Origin of the sequence: Streptomyces spongiae (assembly GCF_009377185.1) — a bacterium.
In the GTDB taxonomy this organism is placed as follows: Bacteria; Actinomycetota; Actinomycetes; order Streptomycetales; family Streptomycetaceae; genus Streptomyces; species Streptomyces spongiae.
In genome coordinates this window covers 1-20,151 of the sequence record NZ_VJZC01000021.1, presented here as the reverse complement: position 1 = coordinate 20,151, position 20,151 = coordinate 1, and the positions used below count along the sequence as shown (strand labels likewise).

At 71.4% G+C, this 20,151-nt stretch carries 22 protein-coding genes and 2 pseudogenes; 12 read left to right on the top strand and 12 right to left on the bottom strand.

From position 1 onward, the window contains the following. Positions 1–3: 3 nt before the first annotated feature. The gene (locus FNH08_RS05665) at positions 4–1,329 is read left to right on the top strand and encodes a glutamate-1-semialdehyde 2,1-aminomutase (RefSeq protein ID WP_322723771.1); all 1,326 of its coding nucleotides are present in this window, start codon (positions 4–6) and stop codon (positions 1,327–1,329) included. A gap of 7 nt (positions 1,330–1,336) precedes the next feature. On the opposite strand, the gene FNH08_RS05660 is transcribed toward FNH08_RS05665, so the two are convergent. Continuing rightward, entirely contained in the window at positions 1,337–2,011 is a 675-nt protein-coding gene (locus FNH08_RS05660; RefSeq protein WP_322723769.1) for a phosphatase PAP2 family protein, read from the bottom strand. 217 nt (positions 2,012–2,228) lie between these two features. Then, positions 2,229–2,909, bottom strand: a complete 681-nt coding sequence (locus tag FNH08_RS05655; RefSeq protein ID WP_322723768.1) for a class I SAM-dependent methyltransferase — start codon at positions 2,907–2,909, stop codon at positions 2,229–2,231. A gap of 383 nt (positions 2,910–3,292) precedes the next feature. On the opposite strand from FNH08_RS05655, the gene FNH08_RS05650 reads away from it, so the two are divergent. After that, positions 3,293–4,867: a ricin-type beta-trefoil lectin domain protein gene (locus tag FNH08_RS05650; protein WP_228033921.1), complete on the top strand. Its 1,575-nt coding sequence runs from the start codon at positions 3,293–3,295 to the stop codon at positions 4,865–4,867. A gap of 261 nt (positions 4,868–5,128) precedes the next feature. Here FNH08_RS05650 and FNH08_RS05640 read toward each other — a convergent pair whose 3' ends face one another. From FNH08_RS05640 to FNH08_RS05620, 5 genes are all read right to left on the bottom strand, one after another. Next, positions 5,129–5,548 carry a TOBE domain-containing protein gene (locus tag FNH08_RS05640; RefSeq protein ID WP_152770133.1) on the bottom strand — a complete coding sequence of 140 codons (420 nt, stop codon included), beginning with the start codon at positions 5,546–5,548 and terminating at the stop codon, positions 5,129–5,131. A gap of 167 nt (positions 5,549–5,715) precedes the next feature. Then, positions 5,716–6,810 carry an ABC transporter ATP-binding protein gene (locus tag FNH08_RS05635; RefSeq protein ID WP_152770132.1) on the bottom strand — a complete coding sequence of 365 codons (1,095 nt, stop codon included), beginning with the start codon at positions 6,808–6,810 and terminating at the stop codon, positions 5,716–5,718. After that, positions 6,807–7,664, bottom strand: a complete 858-nt coding sequence (gene modB, locus FNH08_RS05630) for a molybdate ABC transporter permease subunit (RefSeq protein ID WP_322723767.1) — start codon at positions 7,662–7,664, stop codon at positions 6,807–6,809. The genes FNH08_RS05635 and modB overlap by 4 nt, the downstream gene beginning before the upstream one ends. Beyond that, positions 7,661–8,482 carry a molybdate ABC transporter substrate-binding protein gene (modA, locus tag FNH08_RS05625; RefSeq protein WP_152770131.1) on the bottom strand — a complete coding sequence of 274 codons (822 nt, stop codon included), beginning with the start codon at positions 8,480–8,482 and terminating at the stop codon, positions 7,661–7,663. The genes modB and modA overlap by 4 nt, the downstream gene beginning before the upstream one ends. A 40-nt stretch (positions 8,483–8,522) precedes the next feature. After that, positions 8,523–8,909, bottom strand: a complete 387-nt coding sequence (locus tag FNH08_RS05620) for a TOBE domain-containing protein (RefSeq protein WP_152770130.1) — start codon at positions 8,907–8,909, stop codon at positions 8,523–8,525. A 136-nt stretch (positions 8,910–9,045) separates the two neighbouring features. Here FNH08_RS05620 and FNH08_RS05615 point away from each other — a divergent pair, with 136 nt between their 5' ends. The 3 genes from FNH08_RS05615 (at position 9,046) to FNH08_RS05605 (ending at position 10,560) form a co-directional block, all read left to right on the top strand. Then, a complete protein-coding gene (locus tag FNH08_RS05615) occupies positions 9,046–9,528 on the top strand; it encodes a molybdopterin-dependent oxidoreductase (protein ID WP_322723766.1) in 483 nt (160 codons plus the stop codon). Between the two features lie 31 nt (positions 9,529–9,559). Continuing rightward, the gene (locus FNH08_RS05610) at positions 9,560–9,784 is read left to right on the top strand and encodes a hypothetical protein (RefSeq protein WP_194238387.1); all 225 of its coding nucleotides are present in this window, start codon (positions 9,560–9,562) and stop codon (positions 9,782–9,784) included. Positions 9,785–9,867: 83 nt separating this feature from the next. Next, positions 9,868–10,560 (top strand): M24 family metallopeptidase, encoded by a 693-nt coding sequence (locus tag FNH08_RS05605; RefSeq protein ID WP_152770153.1) that lies wholly within the window; start codon positions 9,868–9,870, stop codon positions 10,558–10,560. A 160-nt stretch (positions 10,561–10,720) separates the two neighbouring features. Here FNH08_RS05605 and FNH08_RS05600 read toward each other — a convergent pair whose 3' ends face one another. Beyond that, on the bottom strand, positions 10,721–11,305 hold the full coding sequence (locus tag FNH08_RS05600; protein WP_152770129.1) for a TetR/AcrR family transcriptional regulator: 585 nt from the start codon (positions 11,303–11,305) through the stop codon (positions 10,721–10,723). Between the two features lie 137 nt (positions 11,306–11,442). Between FNH08_RS05600 and FNH08_RS05595 the strand changes: the two genes are divergently transcribed. Next, a complete protein-coding gene (locus tag FNH08_RS05595) occupies positions 11,443–12,309 on the top strand; it encodes a class I SAM-dependent methyltransferase (RefSeq protein WP_322723765.1) in 867 nt (288 codons plus the stop codon). A 456-nt stretch (positions 12,310–12,765) separates the two neighbouring features. Here FNH08_RS05595 and FNH08_RS05590 read toward each other — a convergent pair whose 3' ends face one another. From FNH08_RS05590 to FNH08_RS05580, 3 genes are read right to left on the bottom strand one after another with little or no spacing between them, the layout of a single operon-like run. After that, positions 12,766–13,743, bottom strand: a complete 978-nt coding sequence (locus tag FNH08_RS05590) for an MBL fold metallo-hydrolase (protein ID WP_152770127.1) — start codon at positions 13,741–13,743, stop codon at positions 12,766–12,768. Continuing rightward, positions 13,740–14,198 (bottom strand): PaaI family thioesterase, encoded by a 459-nt coding sequence (locus FNH08_RS05585; protein WP_322723764.1) that lies wholly within the window; start codon positions 14,196–14,198, stop codon positions 13,740–13,742. Before FNH08_RS05585 ends, FNH08_RS05590 begins: the two co-directional genes overlap by 4 nt. Before the next feature lie 48 nt (positions 14,199–14,246). Beyond that, positions 14,247–14,864 carry a LysE family translocator gene (locus FNH08_RS05580; protein ID WP_152770126.1) on the bottom strand — a complete coding sequence of 206 codons (618 nt, stop codon included), beginning with the start codon at positions 14,862–14,864 and terminating at the stop codon, positions 14,247–14,249. Between the two features lie 111 nt (positions 14,865–14,975). Between FNH08_RS05580 and FNH08_RS05575 the strand changes: the two genes are divergently transcribed. The 5 genes and pseudogenes from FNH08_RS05575 to FNH08_RS05555 form a co-directional block, all read left to right on the top strand. Continuing rightward, positions 14,976–15,428, top strand: coding sequence for an Lrp/AsnC family transcriptional regulator (locus FNH08_RS05575; protein ID WP_152770125.1), 453 nt, complete (start codon positions 14,976–14,978; stop codon positions 15,426–15,428). 168 nt (positions 15,429–15,596) lie between these two features. Beyond that, positions 15,597–16,130 carry an AAA family ATPase gene (locus FNH08_RS05570; RefSeq protein ID WP_152770151.1) on the top strand — a complete coding sequence of 178 codons (534 nt, stop codon included), beginning with the start codon at positions 15,597–15,599 and terminating at the stop codon, positions 16,128–16,130. A 115-nt stretch (positions 16,131–16,245) separates the two neighbouring features. After that, positions 16,246–16,488, top strand: a pseudogene (locus FNH08_RS05565) (IS630 family transposase); the annotation flags it as partial. A 57-nt stretch (positions 16,489–16,545) separates the two neighbouring features. Continuing rightward, a complete protein-coding gene (locus FNH08_RS05560) occupies positions 16,546–17,412 on the top strand; it encodes a GNAT family N-acetyltransferase (RefSeq protein WP_152770123.1) in 867 nt (288 codons plus the stop codon). 85 nt (positions 17,413–17,497) lie between these two features. Then, positions 17,498–17,911 (top strand): annotated as a pseudogene (locus FNH08_RS05555) (alpha/beta fold hydrolase); the annotation flags it as partial. 62 nt (positions 17,912–17,973) lie between these two features. Here the strand turns inward: FNH08_RS05555 and FNH08_RS05550 are convergent. Continuing rightward, a complete protein-coding gene (locus tag FNH08_RS05550; RefSeq protein WP_407704337.1) occupies positions 17,974–19,128 on the bottom strand; it encodes a magnesium and cobalt transport protein CorA in 1,155 nt (384 codons plus the stop codon). Between the two features lie 238 nt (positions 19,129–19,366). On the opposite strand from FNH08_RS05550, the gene FNH08_RS05545 reads away from it, so the two are divergent. Then, a partial coding sequence (locus tag FNH08_RS05545) for a winged helix DNA-binding domain-containing protein (protein ID WP_228033924.1) occupies positions 19,367–20,151 on the top strand: 785 nt, incomplete at its 3' end.

Here is a 20,151-nt window from a genome sequence, read left to right as displayed (position 1 = left end):
AGCGTGGACACTGAGGAGTTCTTCCTGCCCAGGTCGCAGGCGGCGAACGAGCGGCTGCACGCCATGATCCCCGGGGGCGCGCACACCTACGCCAAGGGCGACGACCAGTACCCCGAGAACCTGGCCCCGGTCATCAGCCACGGCCGCGGCGCCCATGTGTGGGACATCGACGGCAACCGCTACATCGAGTACGGCTCCGGCCTGCGGTCGGTCAGCCTAGGCCACGCCCACCCCCGCGTGACCGAGGCGGTGCGGCGGGAGATCGAGCGCGGCAGCAACTTCGTCCGGCCGTCCGTCGTGGAGGTCGAGGCCGCGGAACGCTTCCTGGCCACGGTGCCGACCGCCGAGATGGTGAAGTTCGCGAAGAACGGCTCCGACGCCACCACCGCCGCGGTGCGCCTCGCCCGCGCCGCCACCGGGCGCCCGCGGGTGGCCCTCTGCGCCGACCATCCGTTCTTCTCCACCGACGACTGGTTCATCGGCACCACGCCGATGTCCGCCGGCATCCCGGCGGCGACCACCGACCTCACCGTGGCGTTCCCCTACGGGGACCTGGCCGCCACGGAGGAACTGCTCACCCGGTACCAGGGCGAGGTCGCCTGCCTGATCCTCGAACCCGCCACCCACACCGAGCCGCCGCCCGGGTACCTCGCCGGCCTGCGCGAGCTGGCCGACCGGCACGGCTGCGTACTGATCTTCGATGAGATGATCACCGGCTTCCGCTGGTCCGAGGCGGGCGCCCAGGGCCTGTACGGCGTCGTCCCCGACCTCTCCACGTTCGGCAAGGCGCTGGGCAACGGATTCGCCGTCTCCGCGCTGGCCGGGCGCCGCGAACTGATGGAGCTGGGCGGGCTGCGTCACTCCGGCGACCGGGTGTTCCTGCTGTCCACCACGCACGGTGCGGAGACGCACTCGCTGGCCGCCGCGATGGCCGTGCAGACCACGTACGCCGAGGAGGGCGTCACCGCGCGACTGCACGCCCTCGGGGAGCGGTTGGCCGCCGGTGTCCGCGACGCCGCGGCAAGCATGGGGGTCGGCGACCACATCGTCGTACGGGGCCGGGCCAGCAACCTGGTCTTCGCCACCCTCGACGAGAACCGCCGGCCGTCGCAGCAGTACCGCACCCTGTTCCTGCGCCGGCTCCTCGAGGGCGGGGTGCTGGCCCCGTCGTTCGTGGTGAGCAGCGCGCTCGACGACGCCGACATCGATCACACCGTCGACGCGGTGGCCCAGGCATGCGCGGTGTACCGGAAGGCACTGGACGCCGGTGATCCCACCCCCTGGCTGGGCGGACGACCGGTGAAGCCCGTGTTCCGCCGCTTGGCGTGACGTGACGTCAGTGACGCTTTCGTAGACCGGCGTCGGCCGTCCGGTCGGCCGTCCGGTCGACCAGCCATGCGGTCGCCGGGACCACCGCCAGCGCGGTGCACCAGCCGCCCAGGACGTCGGTCGGGTAGTGCGCGCCCAGGGCGACCTGTGCCCAGCCCATGGCGGCACCGGCGACCAGCGCCGCGGCGAGTACCAGTGACGTGCCGGCCGTCCTGCCGAGGCCGAGCCGGCCGGTCGCGAGCAGCGCCGGCACGAGGGCGAGCGCGGTGAGGAAGGCCGTGTGCCCGCTCGGGTAGGACAGGTTGTCGGCTCCGTGGATGGTGCGTCCCACCAGGGACTTGAGCACCGTCGTCGTCCCCACGGTCAGGCCGGCGCCGGCAACGAAGAGCACCGCCGCACGAGGTCGCCGAAGCAGCAGGCAGCCCGTCACGGCGGCCAGGACCAGCGTCGCCGCTCCGGCGGGCTCCCCCAGGAAGTCCGTGGCCAGAGCGACGTTCCGCCACGGCGGCCGCACACTGTCCGCCGTGGGCTGGACGATCCACCTGTCCACCGTGCCGGGCTCGCTGTGGCCGGTGTACAGGACCCCGAGCACGACGACGACCAGCGCGGCGAGGGCCGCGATCAGCCCGAGCCACGGGCGCAGCGACGGGGGCAGCACCGCGGGCGCCGACCGGCCGGTCACATGCCCACCTCGTCCGGTCGACCTGCGGTAGCTTGCCGTGACCGGTAAATGGTGTTCCGGATCTTGACTTTGCGTGGCAGGTCGGAGCCCCCCCGTCGTGTCTGACTTTGCCACCCTAGCCAACGATCCGGTGGCGGCACACCGGGTTCGATCCCGTCCTGGAGCACCGACGCGCTGCCGTCCGGTCGGCGAGCCGGACGCCGCGACCGCTCACCTCTCAGCGCAGCCGACGTACGCGCAGCACCAGGTCGTCGGTATGGTGCCCACCGGCGCCCCCACCGGGTGCCACGCGTGGCCGTTGCTCGTCCACCTCCACCTCCCAGTCGTCGTCGAGCAGATCGGCGACCATCGACGGCCAGACGTAGTCAGCCGGGTCGAAGCCGCTGTCGTGCGCCTGCTGGGTGTCCATCCCCGCGTGGTGTACGAGCAGCAGCACGCCGCCGGGCGCGACGGCCGCGAGCAGCGCTCGCTCGGCCGCGGCGTCGGGGGTGCGCAGCAAGGCCGGGTACTGCGCGGAAACCAGGTCGAAGGAGGCCGGCGGGAGCACCGCCTCGGTGAGTGCGGCGTGTACCCAGTGAACGGCGAGGCCGGCGTCCCGCGCGTGTCCGGCCGCCCGCTCCAGCGCCACGCCCGAGACCTCGATCGCGGTCACGTCCCAGCCGCCGCGCGCGAGCCAGACGGCGTCCGCGCCCTCGCCGCAGCCGACGTCGAGCACCCTCCCCGGTGTGAGCCCGGCGACCTCGGCCACGAGCGCACCGTTGGGCCGGCCGCTCCACAACTGCTGTCGCTCGGTGTACCGGCTGTCCCACTCCGCCCGCACCGCGGGGTCTCCGACGTATCCGTCGGCAGTCGAAGGGATGTCGGACGCGGGCGATCCTGCTGCGATGTTGTCGGTCACGGGCCCACCGTCGCCCACCGCGCCCCGGTCGGCCACTCCTGTTGCCGATCCGGCAAATCGGCGTCCGGAGGTACTCGGCGCCGAGGGCGACGACCTCGTCGTCGAGCGGTCGCACCACCGTCTCCTGGTCGATCACCCGGTGTCTGAGCCACTGACCGGGTAGAGGCTCTGGTCGGGGTAGGCGACCGATGGCAGCGCCCCTGGGTGAACCGTGTCATCGCTCGGGACGTACTCCTGGTCGATCCGGCGTGACCGCGACGCTCCGGCTCGGGTGTCCGAGCGCGGGAACCGAGGTCGGACGTATCGGCGGTACGGAACAGGGAAGGGACCGGATTCATGGATGGTGCTCCCGCGGTGGAAGCTCCGTTCGCGGAGGAGAGCGCATGACGCCCGGAGTGGATTTCGTCTTCACGCATTCCGAGCCCATGGAGAGGGAAGAGGAACGCGGAGACGCGGTGCCTTCGGCCGATGAGCTGCTGACTCTGCACGGCAGATCCGTCCTGGACTACGCGGCGCTGTGCACGGTGCCGCGCCGGGGCGCCGCGGAGCGGCTGGCCGGGCACGCCTTCCGGAACACCTACGGCGACGCGGCACCTCACGTCGGCATCGACTTCCCGTGGCGCCCGCGGCTGCTCGCGGCGGTCCTCGACGCCGCCCGGGAATGGAGCGCGGACGACAGGCGATCGTCCCTCCACCCGGACCTGCGGGACGGCGCGACCAGTGACGCGCGCCGGGCGGCGACCGGCACGGGTGGCGGGAGCGGTGCCAGGAGCCTGGTCCTGCGCGCTCTGCGAAACCTGCCGGACCGCGCTCATGTACTGCTGTGGCACACGGCGGTCGAGGGCGAGGAGATCGAGGCGGTGGCGCTCCTGCTCGGCGCTGAACCCTCCCAGCTGAATCCCGAGCGCGCCCGCACCCTGCTGCGCGACGAATGCGTACGGGTCCACCTCGATCTCGCACCCGACGAACGCTGCCGCCGGCTCAACCGGCTCATCGACGTCCACGCCCGCCGAGGATCCATCGAGATGATGGCGGGGGTGCGCGACCACCTCGACGGCTGCGCCTACTGCCGGGCGGCGGTGGACCAACTGGACCAGTCCCCGGACCGGCTCCCCGCGCTGCTCGCGGATGCCGTACTGGGCTTCCGTGCGGCGGACTACCTCGCGACCCGGCCCGCCCGCCAGGTGATCGCGTCGGCTCGCGCGCGCTCGGAGCCCGCCCCACAGCCCGCGGACGAGGAGGCTCAGCCGACGGCCTCGGGTGGTCCCGCGCTGCGGCGGCGCCGGTGGACGCTGCTGGTCGCCTCCGGTGTGGTGCTGTGCGGGGTGGTCGCGGCGTCCCCCATGGCCCTCAGCGGAGCCGAGAGTGACCGCGAGGCGGTGGTCGGTCCGGTGCCTGGACCGACCCGGAGCCCGTCCGGCTCCGCTCCCGAGCCGTCCGCCGTACCCCCGTCACCCGGCACCTCGTCGGCCCCCGGCACGGGCGAGGCCACGGCCACGCGGCTGCGCAACGTGAGGACGGGACTGTGCCTCGACCTGCGCGCTTCGACGGAGTTGGTGGGCGTGCCCGCGGTGACGGCGGAGTGCGGGGGATCCGCCACCCAGATGTGGTGGTTGGAGGACGGGGGACGACTGCGCAACCAGGCTGCCCCCGAACTGTGCCTGAACGCCGAGCCGCAGGGCACCGTCGCCCTGAGGCCGTGTACCGATCCGGAGGGCCGGGAGGGTGAGGAGTCCGGGGACACACGTTACGACCTGGCGGTCGACGGCCTCCTCACCCTTGTCGCCGAGCCCGGAGTGGCCGTGACGCCCGTTCGCCGGGACGCGGGGGCGGTCATCCTCCTGGAGCCCGTCCCACAGGACAGGGTCCGCAGGTCCCAGCGCTGGCGCACCGACGAGGGGTTCGACCGCGGCACCTCACCGTCGGCGGCCGTCCGGGAGGTTTCGGCCGCCGGATGAGCCCGCCGTCACGCCTGCGGGCTCGCGACGAGAACGGGTGACGGCGAGTTCTGGCTCAGCGCGTCCCCTCTCGCTCGCCCTGGCCGGAAGGCGCCGCCTGCGTCGGGGTGATGGAACCGCCGGGTGCAGGAAGACGTAGCGCACCACGTTGCGCTTCCCCACCGGCCAGTCCGCCAGTCCGTGGAACAGCCGAAGCCCGGACGGGGTACACGCGAGGGGCCATCCGCTCACGCGGCGGCCGTGGCGGGTGCCGGGGCCGGGTCACGCGGTGGCGAGGGAGACCTCGGTCGACTTGATCAGTGCGGTGACGTCGGAGCCGGCGGTCAGGTCGAGATCGCTGACGGCGTCCTTGGTGATGGCGGCGGTCAGCTCCCCACCCTCGACGGTGACCTTGACGGAGGCCATCGCGGCTCCGGCAGCGATTGCGGCCACCGTGCCCGGCAGCCGGTTGCGGATGGACAGGCCCTCCACCGCGCCGGTGGCGAGGGAGACCTCCGTGGACTTGACCAGGGCGTTCACGGCGGAACCCGCGGCGAGGCCGAGTTCCTCGACTGCCTCCGCGGTGATCGCCGAGGTGAGGTCCTGGCCACCGTCGAGGCGGATCTTGACCGCGGCCATGGCCTCACCAGTGGTGATGGCGGTGACGGTGCCGGGGAGCTGGTTGCGGATGCTCAGGCTCATGAGAACACCTCACGGGGGAGGGATGGTCTGCCGGTATTGCTTCCTTCTGTGGGGATCACGCTAGTCGGGTCCGGCGCGCGTGGCAGGCTGCTGCTCGCATCTGCCAGGGGGCGGACGGGCAGGGTCTTGCACGTCGTGGGGGCCTGTGTCCCCGTTCCTGCTGTGTGTCAGGCCGGGTAGGCGTGGGTCTGTGCCGCCTTGACCGTGGCCCAGACCGCCGCGCCGGGATGGAGGCCGAGTTCAGCGGCGGCGATCGTGGTGAGGTCGGCGGTGAGGGGGAGTTCGCCGGTGAGGGCGGCGCGGATCTGGTCGCCGTGAGTCTCCAGGCCGGCGACCTCGCAGTGCCAGAGGTTGCGTGCGCTGGCGCCTGTGGGGCGGTCGCGGTGGAGAGTGACGGCGCTCGGTGGGAAGGTGACGAAGACCGGCCCGGTGAGCTCCTCGGCGGTCGTGATCGCGGGCCCGGCATCGAGTCGTACCGTGTGCCCTTCGGCCTGGCCCGGGTAGAGGTTCAGGCCGACGAGGTGGGCGATGTAGTCCGTACGCGGGTGGCGGGCGATGTCGCCCGGGGTGCCTTCCTGCACCACGCGCCCCTCCTCGATGACGATCAGGCGGTCGGCCAGGACCATGGCGTCAAGCGGGTCGTGGGTGACGAGTACGGCGACGGCCTCGAAGTCGGCTAGGTGGCGCCGGAGTTGGGCGCGGACGTCGAGGCGGGTACGGGCGTCGAGCGCGGCGAGGGGTTCGTCGAGGAGCAGCAGCCGGGGGTGGGTGGCCAGGGCGCGGGCGAGGGCGACGCGCTGGGCCTGGCCGCCGGAGAGGCGGCGGGGCTTGGCGCCGGCGTGCTCGGCGAGCCCCATCCGCTCCAGCCACTCGGTGGCCTGCGCACGCGACTCCGCTTTGGTGGCGCCGTGGCAGCGGGGGCCGAAGGCGACGTTGTCCAGGGCTGTCAGGTGGGGGAAGAGCAGGTAGTCCTGGAAGACGACGCCGACCGGGCGTGCCTCGGGCGGCATACCCTCCAGCGAGTCGCCGTCGAGCCGCAGGTGCCCCTCCGTGAGGGGAATCAGACCGGCCAGCGCGCGTAGGGCCGTGGTCTTTCCGGCGCCGTTGGGGCCGAGCAGGGCGACGACGTCACCGGGGGCGGCCTTCAATGTGGCGTCGAGACGGAAACGGCCCCGCTGGACCACGAGACGCGCATCCAGCCCCTCGCCAGTGGGAGTCGGCGCAGCGCCGTCGTCGTGTGCGGTCTTCTCGATCTGGGTCATGAGGCGGTCATCCAGCGGTCGCGCAGTCCCGCGAGGACCGCGATCGACACGGCCAGAAGGACCAGGCTGAGGGCGATCGCCGCCTCCGGGTCACTCTGCAAAGCCAGGTAGACGGCGAGCGGCATGGTCTGCGTACGGCCGGGGAAGTTGCCCGCGAAGGTGATCGTCGCGCCGAACTCGCCCAGCGCCCGTGCCCAGGCGAGCACCGCGCCCGCGGCGATCCCAGGTGCGATCAGCGGCAGCGTGACCCGGCGGAACGCGGTGAAGCGGGAGGCACCCAGCGTCGTGGCGGCCTCCTCGTAGCGCGGATCGGCGGCCCGCAGCGTGCCCTCGACGCTGATGACGAGGAACGGCATCGCCACGAACGCCTCGGCGACCACGACACCCGCCGTGGTGAAGGGCAGGGTGACCCCGAACCACGCGTCCAGCCACTTCCCGACGACCCCGTTGCGGCCGAGTGCCATCAGCAGCGCCACACCCCCGACCACCGGGGGCAGCACGAGCGGCAGGGTCACCAGAGCTCGGAGGAAGCCGCGCCCGGGGAAGTCGGCCCGGGCGAGCAGCCAGGCCAGGGGCACGCCCAGGACCAGGCTCACGACGGTGGCCGCCGTGGCGCAGACCAGGGACAGCTGGAGCGCCTGCCACACTTCCGTGCTGGTCAGCAGGTCCGGCAGGCTGCGCCAGGGAGCGCGGACGAGCAGCGCGATCAGCGGCAGCACCAGGAACGCCAGCCCCACCAGACCGGGCACGAGCAGCGGGAGCGGCACTCCTCGGAGACGTGCCGGGCCGCGCCGACGCCGCGGGCCGCCCGTCAGGGTGTCGGCCGCGGCACCGGACTTGTCCACGTCGGTCACGGCTTGAGGAACCCGGCCTCGGTCAGGACCTTCTGGCCCTCGGCGGACTGCACCAGGGCGATGAACGCCTTGGCCGCGGCCGCGTTGGGGGCGTCCTTGAGCAGGGCGATCGGGTAGTCGTTGATGGCGTCGGCGGACTCGGGGAACTCCACGCCCTCCACCTTGTCACCCGCGGCCTTCACATCGGTCTTGTAGACGACGGCGGCGTCGGCCTCCTTCAGCACCACCTTGTTCAGGGCGCTCTTGACGTCCTCCTCGTAGGAGACCGGGGTGAGCTTCAGTTTGCTCGCGTCCAACGCCTTCTGGGCCGCGGCTCCGCAGGGCACCGCCTTGTCGCAGAGCACGACCTTGAGATCCGGGTTGGTGAGGTCCTTCAGGGAGGAGACCTTGTCGGGGTTGCCCGGCAGGGTGGCGATCTCCAACTGGTTGCGGACGAAGGTGACCGGCTCGGTGGCGTTGTCCTTCGCGTCGGTCACGATCGCCATGGTCTTGGGGCTGGCCGAGGCGAAGACGTCGGCCGGGGCGCCGCCGGTGATGCTCGCGGCGAGGGCGTCGCTGCCGCCGAAGCTGAAGGTGACCTTCGTGCCCGGGTGGGCCTTCTCGAACTCCTTGCCCAGGGTCGTGAAGCTCTCCTTGAGCGAGGCGGCGGCGAAGACCGTCACCGTGCCGGACAGCTTCGGGGACGAGGACGCGGAGGAACCCTCCGACCCGGCGGAGTCCGAGTCGGAGGAGGAGCAGGCGCTCAGGGCCAGCAGCGCGGCGACGCCGGCCCCGGTCACCTGCAAGGTCCGGCGGGTCCGGCGCGCGGAACGGGTCATCACGGATCTACTCCTTGTCACGAATGTGGTGAATCTCTGCTCAGGGTCTCTCGACGACCGCATTGGTCGACTTGATCACCGCGACGGCCGGAGCCCCGGGCTCCAGCTTCAGTTCCTCAGCCGACTCCCGGCTGACCAGGGACACCACCCGGAACGGTCTGGCCTGGATCTCCACCTGCGCGGAGACGTCCCCGAGGATCACGTCGGTGACGATGCCGGAGAGGTGGTTGCGGGCTGAGGAGCCGGTGTTCTCCCGCTCCGTGCGGTGCACCTGCCGGGCGTAGGCCGCGAGGGCCGGACCCGGGATGGTCCGGCGGCCCTGCTCGTCGCGTTCGGCGGCGAGTTCGCCGCCGTCGACAAGTCGCCTCACGGTGTCGACGCTGACGCCGAGCAAGGCTGCCGCGTCTCCGATCCGGTAGGTGCGCATACATCGATCATATGCCGCAGATGCAAGGTCAAAGGTCCCAATCTCATTGCATGAGTCGGGCCCACGGTCCCTAGGGTTGGTATGTGCGTTTGTACGGGTGGTGTGCTCGGGTACCGTCATTCGGGAGGTGGTGCCCGTGAGTCAGTCCCTCGCAGCCGCCGGTACGGCCGCCGTTCCGATGGCGGAAGTCGTTCTCGCCGGTGATCTGGCGCGGCCGTCCCGGCTGAGCGTGGCCGATCTGCCGGCCTGGCCCCAGCACGAGGCGGCGGTCAGCTTCGAGTGCGCCACCAGCGGCATCCAGCACCACCGGTTCACCGGACCGCTCCTGCACGACGTGCTCCTGGATGCGGGTCCGGGCTTCGACCCCGCCCGGCGCAAGGACCGCCTGCGCTTCCTCATCGCCGTGCGCGGCGCCGACGGCCATCACGCCCTGCTGTCGTGGGCGGAGATCGACCCCGACTTCGGGCGCGCTCCCGTCCTGCTGGCGGTCACCATCGACGACAACCCGCTCGACCGGGCCGGCCCGCAGCTGGTGCTGCCGCAGGACCGTTGCGGGGCCCGGCACATCAGCGGGATCAACGCCATACGCGTGGACGGCGGATACCCCGCGTCCTGGTGATCCGATTCATGCCCCTGATGAGAGGAGCACGGTGAGCCCCGTCCCGGTGGCGGACGTCCTGGTCGTCGAGCACATGCCGCAGGAAGGCCCGTACGCCATCGGCACGGCGCTGGAGGCGGCCGGGCCGGCAGTGCGGGTGTGCCGGACCTGGGCGGGGGACCCGTGCCCGACTCGCTGGGCGGCGCCGCGGCGCTGGTGGTGGTGGGCGGGCCCGCGACGGCGTACGAGGACTTACCCGGACGTACGGCGGAGCTGACCCTGCTGCGTGCGGCACTGGAGGCCGAGGTGCCCGTCGTATTTGGTTGCCGAGAAAGGATCAAGCAGCCTATTTTCGGGCTCATGGCGGATGACGAACCCACGCGTGCTGCACGGCTGCTGGAGGCTCAGGCGAAGGCCGAGCGGCTCTTCGCGGAGATCGAGGAGCGCGGGCTCGTCGCGCCGGGCGAGGGGGAGCGGGCGGTCAGCGACCGTGTCCGTGATCTGGCCAACGAACTGTTCGGCACGACCCGTCACTGGCACAAGCGGATCGTACGGTCGGGACCGAACACGCTGATGCCGTACCGGGAGAACCCGCTGGACCGCGTGATCGACGCCGACGACATCGTCTTCGCCGACTTCGGGCCGATCTTCGAGGAGTACGAGGCCGACTTCGGCCGGACCTTCGTCCTCGGCGACGACCCGGTCAAGCACCGGCTGCGGGAGGACCTGCCGAGGATTTTCGCGGCCGCCAAGCGGTTCTTCGCGAGCGACGCCGACATCACCGGGAAGCAGTTGTACGCCGAGGTCGAGCGGTTGGCCGCCGAGGCCGGGTGGGAACTGGGCGGCTGGCATGCCGGACACCTGGTGGGGGAGTTCCCGCACGAGTGGATCGACGGCGCGGATGTGGAGTCGTACATCGCGCCCGCGAACGACACCCCTATGCGCCGCACCGACAAGGCCGGGCTGCGCTGCCACTGGATTCTGGAGATCCACCTCGTTGATCGCGACCACGGTTTCGGCGGCTTCTACGAGGAACTGCTCACGCTCGGCTGACCGGTCGGGCCCGCTTGGCGCAGGCGTTCTCGAAGAGCGACCACAGTTCATCCGCACGATCCACGGCCGCGGCGGTCTCTTACTCACGACGAGACCAATGAGCAGTCAGCCGACAGCAGTCAGCCGACAGCCGCATGTCAGCTGCTGTTGGCAGGGCTTGTCAGCCGCCCACCAGCGTGGCCACCAGGCGTGTCATGCGGGGCCGTGGGTCGGGTGTGCCCGGCCAGCTGGTCATCAGGAGGTGGTGTGCGGTGCCGACGATGGCGAGGGCCGCGGTGCTCGGGTCGACGGTCTCCGCCACCCGGCCGAGCCGCTGTTCGGCCGATAGATAGGTGGCGACGGCCTCCTCGATCGCGGTGAGGCCGGACGCCCCGCCTTCCAGCGCCTCGCGGACCAGCCGGGTGGTGGCGGGTCGGCTCATGGCCAGGCCCGAGAGAGCGGGGCCGGCGGAGTCGAGCAGCGCGAGGGCGACGGTGTTGAGGTTCCGCGCCACCGTGCCCTGCCCTGTGAGCTGCGACAGTGCCTGTGCCTTCGCCGCCGTCCGCGCGAACCGGTCGAGGCAGAGCTCGGCCACGAACTCGTCGAGCCCCGCGAAGTGCGCGTGCAACAGCCCCTTGGCGCAGCCCGCCTCAGTGGTGACGGCCCGGCTGGTGAGCGCGCCGGGCCCGTCCCGCTCCACGACGCGCTCGGCCGCCGCGAACAGCCGCTCGCGCACGTCCGGCGTCGCCACTCCGCGCGGTGACATGGGCCTCACTTCCGTTCTGGTGCCGCCGCCCTCAAGGGCACAACTCCCGTGATCGTAGCGGAGATTGCCGATTTGGGCATTCGCCCATACTGTTTGGGCGCATGCCCATCATCCGTCGTTCACCACAGGAGGCCCCCGTGCCGGACGTTGTCAACACCGAGCAGGCACAGGCATGGAACGGCCCGGAAGGCTCCCACTGGGCCCGTAACCAGGACCGCTGGAACGCCGTGAACGAGGGCTTCAACGAGCCACTGCTCAATGCCGCCGGGATCACCGGGGACCACCGGGTCCTCGACCTCGGCTGCGGCTCCGGCCAGACCACGCGCATCGCCGCGCTCAGAGCGCCCCGGGGCCACGCGCTCGGCCTCGACCTGTCCGGCCCGATGCTGGCCGAGGCGCGGGCCCGCGCGGAGCGGGAAGGCATCACGAACGCCTCCTTCGTGCAAGGCGACACCCAGGTGTACCCCTTCGAGGAGGGCTCGTTCGACGCCGCGGTCAGCCGCTACGGGGTGATGTTCTTCGCCGACCCGGTCGCGGCCTTCGCCAACGTCGGCCGCGCACTGCGGCCCGGCGGGCACCTGGCGTTCGTCTGCCCGGCCGACGCCACGCTCAACGGCTGGGTTACGGCGATGGCGTCACTGCGCGACCTCCTGCCCGTCGGCGACTTCGGCCGGCCGGGGCTGCCCGGCATGTTCTCCCTGGCCACCCCGGACCGCATCCGCGAAGTACTCACCGCGGCCGGATTCACCGGCATCACCATCAACCAGAGGCAGGCGTACGGGACATGGGGGCACGGAGCCGAGGACGCGGCCGCCTTCCTGCTGGACACCGGCCCCGGCCGCCACCTCATGGAGCAGGCGGACACGGCCACGCGATCCCACGCCCGCCGCACCCTGACGGACCATCTCCGCGCCGAGGAGGCGCCGGACGGCACAGTCCGCCTGCTCAGCACGTCATGGCTGGTCACGGCGGCCCGCCCGACCAACCCCTCGGACAGGCCGTAGGTCGTACTCGTAGTGCGTGTCGCAGCCGATGCGCCGGGGCATGGCAAGCGTCCGGAGCAGGCCCCGGCCAAACACGTCGAGTGACTCCGGGACGGAGTGCTCATCGAGCGCCTACTCGTGGATCCCCGGCTCTCGCACCGACGTCGGTCCGGTTCGACGGCCCGCCCGGCCGCGACCACCTACGTTGGTTCATCTTGAGATCAGCCGCAGCCCGAGGGCTGGACCGAGCCACACCCGCAGTGGTCCGCCGTTCTGAACGGCAACGGCCGGCAGCTCACAGTCACCGGCCCCGACGGCCCCTGGTACACCGGCCTGTTGGCCGCCACCCGCGACCACCCGCGACCACCCGCGACCGCCCGGGACTTCGCGGCCGATGTGGCGGCGGGTACGTTCCCGGCACCGGAGCACGGCTCTTTCTGGGGCTTGCCCGACTGAGATGCGGATGCTGTCCTGCGCTCAGCGCGGTCCCATGCCCGGCCACGCCCGCGGGTAGGGCACACGCAGTGTCTCGGCTGCCACGGGAGTGTGGTCCGTGGCGGAGTGGAGGCGGCCGTCGCGCAGGACGATGGCGCCGCTGCGGAGCATGGTGGTGACCAACTCGTGAGCGAGGGCCTCGGGTGTGAGGCCCAGCAACCGGGCGGCATCGGTCAGCCAGGCCCGCGCGTGCAGATACGGCTCGATCCCGTCGGCCGGGATGCCGCCGCGGATCATCAGGGCGAAGGCGAGGATCCGGCGGGCGCCGTACCGGACCGCGCCGGCGGGGTCGTCGACGAGCCGCTGGGCGCGGCGCACGGCGGCGGCGAGGGCGGCGCCGGGATCCGCGGGGACCGGGCCGTGGGAGGGAAGGATCACGCGAGGGGCGAGGTCGGCCATTCGCTTGAGGGAGGCGAGCGCGGTGGTGGCGGCGTCGGGTCCGTCGAGGGCGAGGTTGACCCAGCCGACGTCGTAGTCCGACAGCGCGTCCCCGACGACGAGCAGCCGTTCCTCCGGCTGCCACAGCGCCAGATGGCCAGGCGTGTGCCCGGGGGTGCGGACCACTTCCCAGTCGGTGTCCCCGAGCCGGAGGACCTGCCCGTCGTCGAGCGGTACGTCGACCGAGTAGGGCGCCACAGGCTGATCAAGGTACTCGGCCGCGCAACAGCCGGGGTCACGTCGGGAGATCGCCTCCGCCTCCGGTGCTCCGGCGGCTATAGCGGCGCCCTGGAACTGGAGGAGGGCGTTGCCGCCGACGTGGTCGGAGTGCCAGTGGGTGTTGACGACCAGGTCGATGTCCCCGGCGTGCTCGCGGGCCCAGGCGGCGGTCTCCCGAGCGTGCCCGACGAACCCACTGTCGACCAAGGCCGGCCGACGGCCGCGCAGCAACAGGGTGTTGGCGTCGGGGAACGGGCGCTGCCACCACGTCAGCCAGGACGGCAGGGCCGGCAGGGGGCTCATTCGGCGGGCCTGTCTACGCGGATCAGCGTCTGCTGGCCGTTGGCGACGAGCTTCCGGACGCCGTCGCCCTGGACGCCGTACACCTCCAACTGGCAGACGGTCAGCGTACGTCCGGACTTCAGCACGGTCCCGATCGCCTCCAGGTAGTCGCCCGCGGCGGGTGCGAGCAGGTTGATCTTGTACTCGACGGTGAGGACCTCGGAGTCCTCGTCGGACAGCGTGAGCGCGGCGTAGCCGCCGGCGCTGTCCCCGATGGCGCTGGTGGCTCCGGCGTGGACGTAGCCGTGCTGCTGGGTCACCTCAGGGCGGGCAGGGAGCACGATGTGGACGCGGCCGGGGCCGATGTGGGTGAGGCGGGCGCCGAGGTGGGCCATGAGGCCCTGTAGGTCGAAGCTGTCCTGGATGCGCTTCTGGACTGCGGGGCTCGCCTGTTCGTGCTGCGTCTGCTCTGCCACGTACGTGCTCTCCTTCGGGTCCGTGTCGGGTGGAGCGGGGCGGGTTCCTCAGCCGGCCAGGCGTTCCACCAGCAGGAAGGCGCCGATGGCCACCATCATGGCGCCGCTGATGCGGGTGACGGCCCGGGCGGCCGAGGGCCTGGTGCTCAGGGCCGTGCGGGCGAGGACGCCGACGGCGAGGTAGACGACGGCGCACGCGGTCAGGTGCATCGTGCTGAGCAGCCCGGTCTGCGCGGCGACCGGCCAGCCGCCGGCGGTGTCGATGAACTGCGGAAACAGCGAGAAGTACAGCAGCAGCGCCTTCGGGTTCAGGCCGCTGATCCCGGCCCCCTTGAGCATGACCTGCATTCGGGAGGCGTCCGTGCTCTCGCCGGCGGCCGCCGGAACGGCCGGCTGCCGCAGTACGCCCCAACCCAGCCACAGCAGGTAGCCGGCGCCCGCCACGGTCAGGGCGGTGAGCGCGGCTGGGGAACTCGCCACGATCACCGCCAGGCCCGCGACGGCCACCAGCGCGTAGGCCGCGTGCCCGGCGATCAGCCCTGTGACGGCCGGGACGACCGCGCGTTCCCGCAGGCCCGCGGAGATCGCGTAGGCCCAGTCCGCGCCCGGGGTGAACACCAGCAGCAGGTCCACTGCCAGGAAGGCCGCCAGCGTCGTCGTGTCCATCGATCGTTCCCTCTCGCACGTCTCACTCTGGAGGGAAGGCTAGGCCGGACATACCCGAAGGTGTTTGCATCTTTACCCCGTGATCGCGCGATACGAGGGAGAATCTTCTCCATGGACGCCCTGGACCGGAAGATTCTTACCGAACTGCAGTTGGACGGCCGTCTGACGGTCACCGAGCTGGCCGCGCGGGTGCGGCTCAGCGTCTCGCCCTGCCACCGTCGCCTGCGCGACCTCGAACGCGAGGGCGCGATCCGCGGCTATCGGGCGGTGGTGGACCCGGCGGCCGTGGGCCTGAACTTCGAGGCGCTCGTCTTCGCCACCCTGCGCTGGGAGGGCCCCGACACCGTCACGGCCTTCGAGGAGGCCGTAAGCGCTGTCCCGCACGTCATCCAGGCGCAGCGACTGTTCGGCGAACCCGACTACCTGCTCCGGGTGGCCACCACCGACCTGGCCGCCTTCCAGAAGCTGTACGACCAGCAGCTCGCCCGGCTGCCCGGGGTCCAGCGTCTGACCTCCACCCTCGTCATGAAGAACGTCGTCCGCGACCGCCCGCTGCCTGAGTAGGACCGCTGAGGAGCGCGGCCATCCCGGACGCGCTGACCATGGCCGCCACGTCTCCCCGTCCTCCGCCGAGAAACGTTGCCGTCAAATAACCCGTCCGGGCATCGGCGTCGGAGCCGTCCCGAAACGGCCCAGGTGCTGTCACCGGCTGTCGGTAGCGTGACGGCCGTGATGGTGGGAACCGAAGCAACCCGGCTGGTCGTGCTGCGCGGCAACAGCGCCTCGGGGAAGTCGTCTGTCGCGGCCGGCCTCCGCGAACAGTTCGGCCGCGGCCTGGCCATGGTCGGCCAGGACAACCTTCGCCGCGTCGTGCTCCGCGAGCACGATCGGCCCGGCGCCGCGAACATCGGCCTGATCGACCTGACGGCCCGCTACGCCCTGGACGCCGGGTATCACGTCGTGGTCGAGGGCATCCTCTACGCCGACCGCTACGGCGACATGCTCGCCCACCTGCGCGCCGACCACCGCGGCCCGACCCATGGTTACTACCTGGACGTGCCGTTCGACGAAACCCTCGCCCGGCATGCCACGAAGCCGATCGCCGACGAGGTCGACGAGACACAGCTGCGCGACTGGTACCGGCCGCGCGATCTGCTGCCCGACGGTCTCGAGACCGTCATCAGCGCCGACAGCGCCCTGCACGAGACCGTGGCCCGCATCATGTCCGACACCGGCCTGGCCCACCTGCCCGCCCTGGACCGCTGACCGGGGCACCGTCGCGCCGGGGTGCTGACATCCCCGCTGCTGCCGCTTTCGTCCAGTGCCTGGCTGGAGTCGAGGGGGAGAGCAGTGCGGGATGGGCGGAGCGGACGCAGCCGGAATCGACGCACGCGCCTGGCTGACGGTGTTCACCCTGCCCGCCTACACGCCCGAGCTGAACGCGGTCGAATACCTGTGGGCCCACGTGAAACACAGCCTCGCGAACCTCGCCGGCGTTGCCCTCAACCGACTCGCCGCGCTCGTGCGCAACCGACTCAACCGCCTCCAGTGCCGCCCCGACGTCCTTGACGGCTTCCTCGCCGGGACCGCACTCGCCATCGACCTCCCGCCACCATCACCTTGAAGCGCCTGGTCGGTTAATCGGTTGCACGCCACCGAGACGGGGTGTCTGATCCCGGCCATGACGATTGTGCTGGGGACGCCGACGGCCGAGGGAGTGCGCGAGGCCGTTGCGGCGCTGCGGGAGTGGCAGCAGGACGAAACGCCGATGCAGCTGCATCCCGGGGACATCGGCTGGAACTACCGGTTCGGAACGGCCGAGACGGCCGCGGCGGTGCGGACCTGGAGCCGGAACGGACGGATCCTCGCCGTCGGGATGCTGGATTCGCCGACGCTCGTGCGGATGACGGTCGCTTCCGAAGCTTTCCATGACGAGGACTTGGCGCGGCGGCTCGTCGAGGACTTCTCGCTGCCCGAGCGCGGCGTGCTGCCGGAAGGAGCGGTGTCCATCGAGGCACCGCAGGGCCTGCTGCTCCACGACCTGTTGACCAAGGAGGGCTGGGGCGTCGACGAGCCGTGGACGCCGCTCTTCCGCGACCTCACCGAAGCGGTGGAGGACCCCGGCACGCGGATCAAGGAGATCGGCCTGGAGCAGGCACAGGACTTCGCCGACGTCCTGCGGTCCGCGTTCAACACCACGAAGCCCACGCGCGAGTACCGGCACAAGATGTCCGCGGCACCGTTCTACGCCGACGCCCGCTGCCTGGGTGCTTACGACGACCAGGGCAACCCCGCGGCGGTGGTGACGGTCTGGTCGGCCGGCCCGGGGAAACCAGGACTGGTCGAGCCGATGGGCGTCCACACGGACCACCGCGGCCGCGGCCATGGCCGGGCGATCACCGTCGCCGGGGCGGCCGCACTGCGGGAGATGGGCGCGTCAAGCGTGCGCGTGTGCACGCCCAGCTCCAACGTCGGCGGCGTCGCCACGTACAAGGCGGCCGGGTTCGCGGCGAGGCCGGAGATCGCCGACCGGATCCGGAAGGTCTGACGTCGGGTCTGCGGACCTTCTCACCATGCCGCAGCACCTCGTACGGAGACCACGCGCGCCAGAGCCTCGTGCGGCAGCCGCACGACTCGGACACGAGACATACGCCGTGGCGGGCGAGGACTGGGGAGCGGTGATCGGCTACCAGCTCGCCGCCCGCCACCGCGACCACGTCACCGCTCTCGTGTTCGCCGAGGCCCTGTTCCTCGGATTCGGCTTTGAGGACCACACGGTCCTCACCCCCGAGAATGTCTCCAGCGGCATGCACCTGTGGCATCTGGGCTTCTACTTCCAGCCGGACGTACCCGAGATGCTGATCGCCGGACACGAGCGCGAGCTGATCACGTACATGATCAAGTTCGAGCGCAGTCACCCCGACAGCGCCACCTCCGACGCGGTCGACGAATACGTGAGAGATGGCCGACGTCGTCCTGCCGTTCCTGGCCGCGCACCTGTAGCCGACGCCCGCCCGTGGCGTTCTGCGTGTCTTTCGGAGGGCGACGCCCGCGACGACTGCACTCGGGGCTTGCGCCTCTCAGGGCAATGGCCTTCACGGGCGATTGCTCAGAGCCAGTCCCGCCGCTTGAAGATGACGTACAAACTGGTGCAAACGACCGCCATCAGGGTGATCGAAAAGGGGTATCCGAATACCCAGTGCAACTCCGGCATGTGCGTGAAGTTCATGCCGTAGACCGTTCCGACCAGCGTCGGAGCGAACAGGATCGCCGCCCAGGACGAGATCTTCTTGATCTCCTCGTTCTGCTCGAAGCCCGCCTCCGCCAACGCCCGCATCTCGGCGTTCTGTTGCTGGGTGACCAGGGTCGCGTTCACCGCGAGGATGTCGCTGAGGGCCTGGCGGAAGCCGTCGACGCGTTCGCTGGTCTGGGTGACGTGGTCGGCGACGTCGCGGAGGTAGCGCTGGAGTTCCTCGTCCGTGCCGTACTTCGCGAAGCCCGCCATCAGGCCGTGCAGCATGCCGACGAGAGGGCGGGTGGCGCGCTGGAACTCGACCATTTCGCGGGAGAGTTCGTAGATGCGGCGGGAGACCTCGGGGTCGCCGCTGAAGACCTCGGTCTCGATCTCGTCGATGTCGTTCTGGACCCCCGCGACCACCGGGGCGTAGCCGTCGACCACCGCGTCCAGGATCGCGTAGAGGACCGCCTCCGGGCCCCGCTTCAACAGGTCCGGGGTCTCCTCCATGCGGTGGCGGACCGCGGAGAGGTCGGGCGCGGCGCCGTGACGGACCGTGATGACGAAGTCCGGGCCCACGAAGACGTGCAACTCGCCGAAGTCGACCTCCTCGGGCGCGTCGAGATAGCGGGCGGCGCGCAGGACGACGAAGAGGGTCTCGCCGTAGCGTTCCAGCTTCGGACGCTGGTGGGCCTCCATCGCGTCCTCGACGGCGAGCGGGTGGAGGTCGAACTCGACGGCGAGGGAGAGGAGTTCGTCCTCGGTCGGTCCGGCCAGACCGATCCAGGCCATGCCGCCCCGCGTGTCGCGCAGTTCGTGGAAGGTGTCGGCCAGCGTCGCGGGGGAGGAGACGCGTACGCCGTCCTGGTAGAGGGCGGCCTGGACCACGCTGGGCGGTTCCACCGGTTCCGGCGCGGGATCGGCGGCGGTGGGGGCGGGCGGTTCCGATGGCGTGGGCGGCGACGTCAGGGCACGGCGCCAGACGGACCTCCTGGCGCCCCGAGTCCCCTTCGGGTCCTTCGAGGTGATGGGGCACCTCCCTGTGTGCGTGATCGTCGGATCGACCGGCAGGATATACGGGGCAAACGACGTGGACGTGCGGGGGCGGCAAGGAGTCGGTAAGTGTTGGGGACAATGGGTGTCCGCTTGCCCCGCTAGCGTGCCCCGCATGACGAAGACGCCAAAGGCAGCGACGAACACGCCAAAGGAGACGGCGCGCAAGGCCACGGCCAAGGCCACGGCCAAGGCCACGGCCAAGGCCAGGGCCATGGCCGCGGCGCCCCTCCTCTCCACCCGGGCCCTCAACCGCGCCACCCTCGACCGCCAGCTCCTCCTGCGCCGGTCCGATCTCACCGCGTACGCCGCCGTCGAGCACCTCGTCGGGCTCCAGGCGCAGAACGTCAAGCCGCCCTACCACGCGCTCGCCGCCCGGCTGGAGGGCTTCGAGCCCGAGGAGTTGTCGCGGCTCATGGCGGACCGTGCCGTCGTCCGCATCGTCACCCTGCGGTCCACCATCCACACCCACACCGCCGACGACTGCCTCGCCCTGCGTCCCCTCGTACAGCCGGCGCGCGAACGGGAGCTCGGGTACTTCCGCGCGGGGCTGGCCGGCGTGGACCTGGAGCGGCTCGCGGCGATCAGCCGGGAACTGGTCGAGGCCGAGCCACGCACCATGGCGCAGTTACGGGAGGCGCTGCTCGCCGAGTGGCCGGACGCCGACCCGCAGGCGCTGTCCCTGGCCGCCCGCTGCCGGTTGCCGCTCGTCCAGGTCACCCCGCGCGGACTCTGGGGGAGGAGCGGCCGGGTCGCGCTGACCACGGCGGAGCACTGGCTGGGCCGGCCCGCCGAACCCCCGTCGTCACCGGACGCCACCGTGCTCCGCTATCTCGCCGCGTTCGGGCCCGCGTCCGTCAAGGACATGCAGACCTGGGCCGGGCTCACCCGGCTGCGCGACTCCTTCGAGCGGCTGCGGCCCGAACTGGTCACCTTCCGCGACGAGAGCGGTGTCGAGCTCTTCGACCTCCCGGACGCCCCCAGGCCCGACCCCGACAC

Bases quoted from the DNA above. Each gene is read 5' to 3' on its own strand.
- FNH08_RS05650 (WP_228033921.1), top strand. From the start codon at position 3,293: ATGACGCCCGGAGTGGATTTCGTCTTCACGCATTCCGAGCCCATGGAG.
- FNH08_RS05640 (WP_152770133.1), bottom strand. From the start codon at position 5,548: ATGAGCCTGAGCATCCGCAACCAGCTCCCCGGCACCGTCACCGCCATC.
- FNH08_RS05635 (WP_152770132.1), bottom strand. From the start codon at position 6,810: ATGACCCAGATCGAGAAGACCGCACACGACGACGGCGCTGCGCCGACT.
- modA (WP_152770131.1), bottom strand. From the start codon at position 8,482: ATGACCCGTTCCGCGCGCCGGACCCGCCGGACCTTGCAGGTGACCGGG.
- FNH08_RS05620 (WP_152770130.1), bottom strand. From the start codon at position 8,909: ATGCGCACCTACCGGATCGGAGACGCGGCAGCCTTGCTCGGCGTCAGC.
- FNH08_RS05605 (WP_152770153.1), top strand. From the start codon at position 9,868: ATGGCGGATGACGAACCCACGCGTGCTGCACGGCTGCTGGAGGCTCAG.
- FNH08_RS05600 (WP_152770129.1), bottom strand. From the start codon at position 11,305: ATGTCACCGCGCGGAGTGGCGACGCCGGACGTGCGCGAGCGGCTGTTC.
- FNH08_RS05590 (WP_152770127.1), bottom strand. From the start codon at position 13,743: ATGAGCCCCCTGCCGGCCCTGCCGTCCTGGCTGACGTGGTGGCAGCGC.
- FNH08_RS05580 (WP_152770126.1), bottom strand. From the start codon at position 14,864: ATGGACACGACGACGCTGGCGGCCTTCCTGGCAGTGGACCTGCTGCTG.
- FNH08_RS05575 (WP_152770125.1), top strand. From the start codon at position 14,976: ATGGACGCCCTGGACCGGAAGATTCTTACCGAACTGCAGTTGGACGGC.
- FNH08_RS05570 (WP_152770151.1), top strand. From the start codon at position 15,597: ATGGTGGGAACCGAAGCAACCCGGCTGGTCGTGCTGCGCGGCAACAGC.
- FNH08_RS05560 (WP_152770123.1), top strand. From the start codon at position 16,546: ATGACGATTGTGCTGGGGACGCCGACGGCCGAGGGAGTGCGCGAGGCC.